At 64.5% G+C, this 9,240-nt stretch carries 6 protein-coding genes and 1 pseudogene; all 7 read left to right on the top strand.

Features of this window, described 5'->3' with window-relative positions:
• The first annotated feature begins 426 nt into the window (after window positions 1–426).
• The gene (locus SOX55_RS05060) at window positions 427–1,113 is read left to right on the top strand and encodes a helix-turn-helix domain-containing protein (RefSeq protein WP_325286348.1); all 687 of its coding nucleotides are present in this window, start codon (window positions 427–429) and stop codon (window positions 1,111–1,113) included.
• A 1-nt stretch (window position 1,114) separates the two neighbouring features.
• Window positions 1,115–2,545: an MBOAT family O-acyltransferase gene (locus tag SOX55_RS05055; RefSeq protein WP_325286347.1), complete on the top strand. Its 1,431-nt coding sequence runs from the start codon at window positions 1,115–1,117 to the stop codon at window positions 2,543–2,545.
• A gap of 15 nt (window positions 2,546–2,560) precedes the next feature.
• Window positions 2,561–3,649 carry a hypothetical protein gene (locus tag SOX55_RS05050; protein WP_325286346.1) on the top strand — a complete coding sequence of 363 codons (1,089 nt, stop codon included), beginning with the start codon at window positions 2,561–2,563 and terminating at the stop codon, window positions 3,647–3,649.
• A gap of 27 nt (window positions 3,650–3,676) precedes the next feature.
• Complete coding sequence (gene lepA, locus SOX55_RS05045; RefSeq protein WP_325286345.1) at window positions 3,677–5,488, top strand: translation elongation factor 4; 1,812 nt, start codon at window positions 3,677–3,679, stop codon at window positions 5,486–5,488.
• Between the two features lie 1,041 nt (window positions 5,489–6,529).
• Window positions 6,530–7,252, top strand: a complete 723-nt coding sequence (locus SOX55_RS05040; RefSeq protein ID WP_325286344.1) for a PrsW family intramembrane metalloprotease — start codon at window positions 6,530–6,532, stop codon at window positions 7,250–7,252.
• A 229-nt stretch (window positions 7,253–7,481) separates the two neighbouring features.
• Window positions 7,482–8,909 carry a sodium:proton antiporter gene (locus tag SOX55_RS05035; protein ID WP_325286343.1) on the top strand — a complete coding sequence of 476 codons (1,428 nt, stop codon included), beginning with the start codon at window positions 7,482–7,484 and terminating at the stop codon, window positions 8,907–8,909.
• A gap of 15 nt (window positions 8,910–8,924) precedes the next feature.
• Window positions 8,925–9,240, top strand: a pseudogene (locus SOX55_RS05030) (cytidylate kinase-like family protein); the annotation flags it as partial.

Below are 9,240 nucleotides of genomic sequence, written 5' to 3'. Positions count from 1 at the left end.
GGACCGTGCACGGCCCGTTTTCTTTGGGCAAGACCCAAAGAAAATGGGGGAAACAGGCGAAGCGCCGCCAGCGGCGGAAACAGCGAGCCTGTTTCGAGGAAGCGGCACGATTGGCGGCCCCAACGGGGCCGGGAATCGTATTGCCGCGACGGTGGTTTGCAATCCCGCCGACGATGGTCGGCACCTCCCGGCGCCCGGACAGGTGCAATCCCTCGCGGGGGCCCCGCAACTTTCCGCGCCGAGTCCGGCGCACAAGCCCGCGGCCTTCGCCGCACCCCCGCCGGGGTACCGGTGATTTCCCGTGCCGTTCCGGCGTATTTTTTATGCCCAAAACCGGGCAATCCCCTTTACAGTTCGTATCGTTTTTGCTAAACTATACGCTGCGTATTGAAAACCACCCATCCGGTGGATAAGGAGAGAGAAAACATGGCTTCCACATCTGAATTTTCCCGCACGTTGTCCCTGCTGCGTCAGGAGCGGGGCGTGTCCCAGCGGACGGCGGCGGCGGACCTGGGCATCTCCCAGGCCCTGCTGAGCCACTATGAAAACGGCGTCCGGGAACCGGGCCTTGCCTTCGTGGTCCGGGCCTGCGACTACTACCGCGTCTCCGCCGACTTCATCCTGGGCCGCACCTTGTCCCGGGACGGCGCCATGCTGTCGGAGGAGGACATTCTGGCGGCGGCGGACCAGGGCAACGTGCTGCGGGGCAGCGTCATGGCCACGCTGCAGGCCAAGCTGCTCAGCGGCGCCATCGGCGTGCTGTTCGACCTGCTGGGCAAGCTGAACGACAAGACCCTGGTGAACGACGCGGCGGCCTATCTGGGCACCGCCGTGTACCAGCTCTACCGCCGGCTGTACCGGGCGGCGGGGGGCAACGAGTCCTGGTTCGCCCTGGACGGCGACGACTTCGCCATGGACGCCGCCGCGGCGGACATGAAGCGCTCCGAAACCCGGTATGTCCGGGGCCTGCGGGCGCTGCGGGAGAAAAAGACGGAGTTCCCGGCCATGAGCGACGAGGCGGTGACAAAGAATTATCCCGGCCGCTGCCAGAGCGTCACCCAGGTGCTCCACGGCGCCGACAGCCGGGCCAATACCCTGATGACGGAGAAATGATATGGCCTTCCAATCTCTGAGCTTTCCGGTTTTTCTGGCGGTGACGGCGGCGGTGTGCCTGGCGGCGGGCCGCGGGAGCAGGCGGCGGGCCATGGCGCTGCTGTTCGCGGCGGGCTGCGTGTTTTACCTGTGGCCCATGACCCGCCATGCCGGGGAGGGGCTGTGCATCCTGCTGGCGGGCATGGCCGTCACCTGGCTGGCGGCCCGGCAGATCCGCACCGGGCGCCGTGGCAAGGGGGTATTTCTTGCGGCGCTGGTCTGGCATCTGGGGGTGCTGCTGAGCTTCAAGTATGTGAACTTCTTCTCCGGCGGCGCCTTCGGCCCCGCCTGGGCGCCGCTGGGCCTCAGCTTTTTCACTTTCCAGCAGATCTGGTATCTGAAGGAGGTGTACACCGGTCAGTGGACCGGGGCGGACACCGGTACGGAGTTCTGCCTGTACAGCCTGTTTTTCCCCGCCGTCTCCTCCGGCCCCATTCTGCGGCCCGGGGCGTTTCTGCCCCAGCTGCGGGGGGAGAAGTTCCTCCGCCCCGACGGTCAGGACCTGGCCGCCGGACTGTACGCCATCTGCATGGGCACCATCAAGAAGGTGCTGCTGGCGGACTCCTTCGGCGTGGTGGTGAACAACGGCTGGAGCCGCCTGGCGGACCTGTCCGCCCCCGCGGCGTGGCTGGTGATTCTGGGCTACAGCCTGCAGCTGTATTTCGACTTCTCCGGCTACTGCGACATTGCCGCCGGCGCCGCCCGGCTGCTGGGGCTGCGATTGCCGGTGAACTTCGACTCCCCCTACCGCTCCACCTCCGTGGGAGGCTTCTGGAAGCGGTGGCACATGACCCTCACTGCCTTTCTGCGGGAGTGCGTCTACTTCCCCCTGGGCGGCAGCCGGGGCGGGGCCTGGCGCACCTGCCGGAACATTTTCATTGTGTATCTGGTCAGCGGCTGGTGGCACGGCGCGGGGTGGACGTTTCTGCTGTGGGGCGCCCTCCACGGGGTGGCCCAGGTCATGGAGCGGCTGGCGGGGGACCGGCTGGACCGGGTGCCCAGGGCGGTGCGCTGGTGCGTCACCTTTGCCTTTGTGAATCTGGCGTGGGTGTTCTTCCGGGCGCCGGACGTGGGCTCCGGGGTGGAGCTGCTCACCGCGGCGGTGTCCGGCGGGCTGGTGAAGCCGGAGCCGTGGCTGCTGGAGGGCCTGTTCTCCAAGGAGACGGGGGCGATCCGGCTGCTGCTGCCGGCCCTGAAGCCCTGGATGAACGTGGGACGGCTGGCGCTGCTGTACGGCGCGGGACTGCTGGCGGCCTTCTGGCCCCGGAACGTGATCCGCGCCATGGAGGACTTCCGGCCCACCCTCTGGCGTGGGGCGGTGCTGACGGCGCTGACGGTGTGGTCCGTCCTGTCCTTCACCGGCATCACCACCTTTATTTATTCCAACTTCTGAGAGAGGATGGGAGCCATGAAACAAGCATACAGGCGGTGGGCCTGCGGGGTGCTGGCGGCGATTCTGACGCTGCTGGCGGCCTGCGGCGCCACCGTGTATCTGGTGGACCCCTGCCTCTACTACCGGATGCCCACCCGTTACCAGCCGGTGTTTTTCAGCGAACGGTATCAGGCGGCGGGGCTGGCGCGGAACGTGGCGGCGGACACCGTCCTCATGGGCACCTCCATGGCTGCCAACTACCGCGCCGGTGAGATCGGGGAGACCTTCGGCGGCACGGCGGTGCGCATCACCATCCCCGACGGCTATTTCAGCGAGTTCGACAAGGTGATGAACGTGCTGTTCCGGGCGCGGAACCCCCGGCGGGTGGTGTTCGGCCTGGACCTGAACATTCTGGTGCGGGAGGACAGCGGCGTCACCGACGCCATGCCGGACTACCTTTATAATAACAACCCGCTGGACGACGTGAAGTACCTGCTGAACAAGGACACCCTGTATTACAGCGTCTACGTGCTGATGGCCAACCGGTGGGGTCAGGGGGAGACCCTGGACGAGGGCTTTACCTGGGACAAGGACGGCATCTGGTGGAACCACGCCACCGCCCTGTCCGGCTACACCCGGCCGGAACCGGCGCCGGAGGCCCTGCCCGCCGACGTGTTTCTTCCCAGCGCGGCGGAGAACCTGAAAGTGGTGTGCCGCTGGGTGGAGGACCACCCGGACACGGAGTTCCGGCTGTTCCTGCCGCCCTACAGCATCCTGTTCTGGGACAAAACCGCCCGCCTGGGCCAGACGGAGGCCATGCTTTCCGCCCTGAATCTGGCGGTGGAGACGCTGCTGCCCTATGACAACGTGAAGCTTTACGGCTTCCTGCTGGACCGGTCCGTTGTGGAGGACCTGGACAACTACTGCGACTATGTCCACCACTCCGGCGCGGTGTGTACGGCGGTGCTGGGGAAGATGGCGGCGGAGGAAATGCGGCTGACGGAGGAAAATTGGCCGGAGACCCTCGCCAACTGGCGGGACTTTGTGGTACACTATGACTATGAGAAATTCTGGGACGAGAGCTTCTGGCTCCAGTGGAACGCGGCCAGGGCCGCCGGACAGTGAGTTCCCGCCTGCGGAGGTTATCTGTATATGACGAAACAAGCGAACATCCGAAATTTCAGCATCATCGCCCACATTGATCACGGCAAGTCCACGCTGGCGGACCGGCTGCTGGAGAAGTGCGAGGCCGTCTCCCAGCGGGAGATGGAGAGCCAGCTGCTGGACAACATGGACCTGGAGAAGGAGCGGGGCATCACCATCAAGGCCCGGGCCGTCCGGCTGAACTACAAGGCAAAGGACGGGGAGGTCTATGAGCTGAACCTCATCGACACCCCGGGCCACGTGGACTTCAACTACGAGGTGTCCCGGTCCCTGGCGGCCTGCGAGGGCGCGGTGCTGGTGGTGGATGCCACCCAGGGCGTGGAGGCCCAGACCCTGGCCAACACCTACCTTGCCATGGAGCACGATCTGGAGATTCTGCCCGTGTTCAACAAGATCGACCTGCCTGCCGCCGATCCCCTGAAGGCCAAGCACGAGGTGGAGGACATCATCGGCCTGCCCGCCATGGACGCGCCGGAGATCTCCGCCAAAATGGGCATCAACATCGAGGCCGTGCTGGAGGACATCGTGGCCAACGTCCCCGCCCCCACCGGCGACGTCAACGCCCCCCTGCAGGCCCTGATCTTCGACAGCCAGTATGACAGCTACCGGGGCGTCATCGTCTACATGCGGCTGATGGCCGGGTCCATCCGCCCCGGCCAGACAGTGCGGCTGATGGCCACCGGCGCCACTTATCAGGTCATTGAGTGCGGCCACCTGCTGCCCCTGGGCCTGGAGCCCTGCGACGGCCTGGAGGCCGGCGAGGTGGGCTACTTCACCGCCTCCATCAAAAACGTGGCGGACACCCGGGTGGGCGACACCGTCACCGACGCCGCCAACCCGGCGGCGGAGCCGCTGCCGGGCTACCGCCCCGTGCAGTCCATGGTCTACTGCGGCATCTACACCGAGGACGGCTCCAAATTCCCGGACCTGCGGGACGCATTGGAGAAGCTGCGGCTCAATGACGCGTCGCTGTCCTTTGAGCCGGAGACGTCGGTGGCGCTGGGCTTCGGCTTCCGCTGCGGCTTTCTGGGCATGCTCCACATGGAGGTCATCCAGGAGCGGCTGGAGCGGGAGTTTGACCTGGACCTGGTGACCACCCTGCCCTCCGTCATCTACCACGTCTATAAAACCGACGGCACCATGGTGAAGGTGGACAACCCCCACAACTACCCGGACCCCGCCGGCATCGAGCACGCGGAGGAGCCGTATGTGAAGGTGTCCATCATCGCCCCCAACGAGTACGTGGGAAGCATCATGCCCCTGTGCCAGAACCGCCGGGGCGAGTTCAAGGACATGCAGTATCTGGACACCAACCTGGTGGAGCTGCATTACCAGATGCCCCTCAACGAGATCATCTACGACTTTTTCGACACCCTGAAGGCCAACACCCGGGGCTACGCCTCCCTGGACTATGAGCTGTCCGGCTACCGGCCCAGCGAGCTGGTGAAGGTGGACCTGCTGCTCAACGGCGACCAGGTGGACGCTCTCAGCTTCATCGCCCACAAGGACAAGGCCTATCCCCGTGCCCGCCGCCTGTGCGAGAAGCTGAAGGAGAACATCCCCCGCCAGCTGGTTGAAATTCCCATCCAGGCGGCCATCGGCGGCCGGGTCATCGCCCGGGAGACGGTGAAGGCCATGCGCAAGGACGTGCTGGCCAAGTGCTACGGCGGCGACGTCACCCGGAAGAAGAAGCTGCTGGAGAAGCAGAAAGAGGGCAAAAAGAAGATGCGCTCCCTGGGCACGGTGCAGGTGCCTACGGAGGCGTTCCTGGCAGTGCTCAAGCTGGACGAGGAGAACTGAGGAATTGCGCCGGTTCCGGCGCGGGAAAGTGCCGGGACCCCGGCGGGATTGCGCCCGTCCGGGCGCCGGGAGGTGCCGACCATCGTCGGCGGGATTGCACCCCCCATTTTCTTTGGGTCTTGCCCAAAGAAAACGGGCCGTGCACGGTCCAAAAGAAAGGCGCTTTTTCGCCTTTGTACACAAAGGCCAACGGGAGATTCCTCAGACGGTGCTTCCTACGCCCGGAAGCCTTCTGCCGGGTGCGCCGAACATTGAATAAAGATTGAAAACCTGCCGCCGCAAGTTGGGGTCTGGGCGGTCAACGGGGTGCAAGATCGAAAGGCCCCTGCGTGTTGGCCCCGGGCGTTCCGCTTCGCTACGCCCTACCGGGGTGGTTGATGGGGCGCTCTATTTCGCTGCTCTCCGCGACTGCCCGGGTATGCGCGTAGCGACTGGACAGCCGTTGGTGGCTTTGCCGCCTTACGGATGTCGCGTCCCCCTTGCGGGGAAGCGGAACGCGCGGGCAGAGAAGGACAGTCCTTTCGGTTTTCCACCCCGACTATCACCGGATTCCTGCGATATGCGGCGGAAAGCTTTCGACGAGCGCCAGTGTATAGTGCACCCGGCAGGAGATTTCCGGGCTTAGTCGGCACCGTCTGAGAAGACCCCGGTCTACCCTTTGGCGGAGCCAAAGGGTACGCCCAGCGCCTTTTTCTTCCACCGTGCACGGCGCATTCTTTTTCGGCAAGACGAAAAAGAATGGGGGAAACAGGCGAAGCGCCGCCAGCGGCGGAAACAGCGAGCCTGTTTCGAGGAAGCGGCACGATTGGCGGCCCCAACGGGGCCGGGAATCGTTTTGCCGCGACGGTGGTTTGCAAAGCCTGCGATCTTCATCGCACTCCCCGGCGGTGGCCGGAAGCCCACGCCGCTTGGCGCACTACGGCGGTGGCCGGCACCCCCGCACCGGGACCGGCGCAAAGCCGCAGCCTTCGCTGCACCCCCGCCGCCCGGGACGGGTGCCCCCGCAGAACTCTCCGAAAGACAGAAAAAGGAGTGAGGCATATGTTCTTCATTGCCCCGGCCATGTACATCCTGGCCATCTATGTGCTGGCGGCGGTGCTGCCGGCGGTATTCCTGATGCGCTACATCTACCGCCAGGACCAGATCGAACCGGAGCCGCCGGGCCTGCTCATCGGCCTGATTTTCTCCGGCGTGGCGGCGGCCCTGTGCTCCATCGTGCTGGAAATGCTGGCGGAGGGCGTGCTGAACCTGCTGGTGGACCCCGGCAGCCCCATCTACACCATCCTGCTGGCCTTTCTGGTGGTGGCCGTGGTGGAGGAGGGCACCAAGCTGTTCTTCCTGAAGCGGCGCAGCTGGTATTCCCCCGCCTTCAACTACCGGTTCGACGGGGTGGTCTATGCCGTGTTCGTGTCTCTGGGCTTCGCCGCCTTTGAGAACATCAAGTACGTGCTGAGCTACGGCCTGTCCGTGGCGGTGCCCCGGGCACTGCTGGCGGTGCCCGGCCACATGGGCTTCGCCGTGTTCATGGGCGCTTTCTACGGCCGCGCCCGGCTCCGCTTCAACCAGGGCGACGAAACCGGCGGCGCGGTCAACATGGCGGCGGGCTACCTCAGCGCCGTGTTCCTCCACGGCTTCTATGACACCTGCGCCATGCTGGGCACCCCCGCCGCCACCGCCGTGTTCGTGGTGTTCGTGGTGGTGATGTACATCGTGGTGATCCGGCTCATCCGCCGGGAGTCCCTGGAGGACCAGCCGCTGTATTGACAAAAATTGCGCGTTCTTTGCAGGATTTTCTTCGTAAAGAACGCGCTTTTTGTTCTTTAGTTAGGCAAATTGCTGCATTTCCTTGATGTAATTTTAACTGCACGTCAAGAACTTGATAATTTTGCAAGAAATCCGTCACGATAGGGTTGACATTTCTGGAAAAAGACGCTAATATTGCGGGACGAGCAAAAACGGCGGTGCTGACTGCCGGATAGGAAGGTCTTTTGCCATGAAAAGAATTCTCACAGCCGGGGTGCTGCTGCCGGTCCTGTGTGTGTCCGCCGGGGCGGCGGAGGAGGGGGCCGCGGCGGCCGGCGCGCCCCTCTGGCTGTGCCTGCCCTTTGCGGCGCTGCTGGTGTCCATCGCCGTGTTCCCCCTCGTAAAACCCCTGTGGTGGGAGAAGCGTCAGGGATGGGTGGTGGCGGTGCTGGCGCTGCTGTTCCTGATTCCCTTCGGCGTGCTCAACGGCGCCGGTGCCTCGGCGGAGACGGCGCTGGAGTGCATCGTCAACGATTATCTGCCCTTCATTGTGCTGCTGTTCGGCCTGTTCTGCGTGGCGGGCAACATCACCCTCACCGGGGACCTGGCCGGCTCTCCCCGGGTGAACGTGGCGCTGCTGCTGTTCGGCACGCTGCTCTCCAGCTGGGTGGGCACCACCGGCGCCAGCATGCTGATGGTCCGCCCCCTGATCAAGATGAACTCCTGGCGCAAGCGGAAGCGGCACATCATGGTGTTCTTCATTTTCCTGATCTCCAACATCGGCGGCTGCCTCACCCCCATCGGGGATCCGCCGCTGCTGATGGGCTTTTCCCGGGGCGTGCCCTTCTTCTGGAGCCTGCGGCTGTTCCCGGTGATGCTGTTCAACACGGTGATTCTGCTGTGCGTCTTTTACTGGCTGGATATGAAGGCCTACCGGAAGGACATCGCCGCCGGCATGAAGCCGGACATCAGCAGGCCCGGCACGGAGGTGCGCATCCGGGGGCTGCACAACCTGGTGTTTCTGGTGATGATCGTGGCGGCGGTGATCCTCAGCGGCACCCTGCCCACCCTGCCCGCCTTCCAGACGGCGGACGGCCGGGTACTGGGCCTCACGCTGCCCGGCGGCGTGGAGCTGACGGCCCCCTCCGTCATTGAAATGGTCATCATCCTGGTGGCGGCGCTGCTGTCCTTCCGCACCACCGACGCCTCTGTCCGGAAGGAGAACCATTTCACGTGGGGCGCCATCCGGGAGGTGGCGGTGCTGTTTGTGGGCATCTTCATCACCATGCAGCCGGCGCTGATGCTGCTGAAGTCCCACGGCGCCAGCCTGGGCCTCACAACCCCCATGGAGATGTTCTGGGCCACCGGCGCCCTGTCCAGCTTCCTGGACAACACCCCTACTTATCTGGTGTTCCTCACCACCGCCTGCGCCCTGAACTTCACCGAGGGCGTCACCACCACCCTGGGCATGCTGCCTCCCGCCATGCTGGCCGCCATTTCCTGCGGCGCGGTGTTCATGGGCGCCAATACTTACATCGGCAACGCTCCCAACTTCATGGTAAAGGCCATTTCCGACGAAAACGGTATCCGGATGCCCTCCTTCTTTGGGTATCTGCTGTGGTCGTTGCTATTCCTGGGGCCGGTATTTTTGCTGGATGCCCTCATCTTTTTCCGGTAAGGAGGCGACGGGACAATGAAAGAAGACAGCAAGCAGCTGATTGAACTGGCCGGCCGCATCTATGACCTGGATACGGAGGTCTACCGGGTCCTGGGTTCCGGCCTGGGCCGGGTGTTCAGCGGAAGCCGGGACGCACGGGTCCGGGATATGGTCCACTATATGACCGCCCAGCCCGACGGCCACGTGCTGCGCAGCGAGATCGCCCTGATCGGCAACATGGCCCGCACCATCCCCGACAAGGCGGAGCGCTCCCGGCTGATGCGGGAGTACGACGCCATCCTCAAGCAGGTGGAGGCCCTGCCCAACAGCTTCGCCGCCGGCGATATTTTGG

Origin of the sequence: Dysosmobacter sp., assembly GCF_034093755.1 — a bacterium.
Taxonomy (GTDB): Bacteria; Bacillota; Clostridia; order Oscillospirales; family Oscillospiraceae; genus Oscillibacter.
This window is presented reverse-complemented; position numbering and strand designations above follow the sequence as displayed.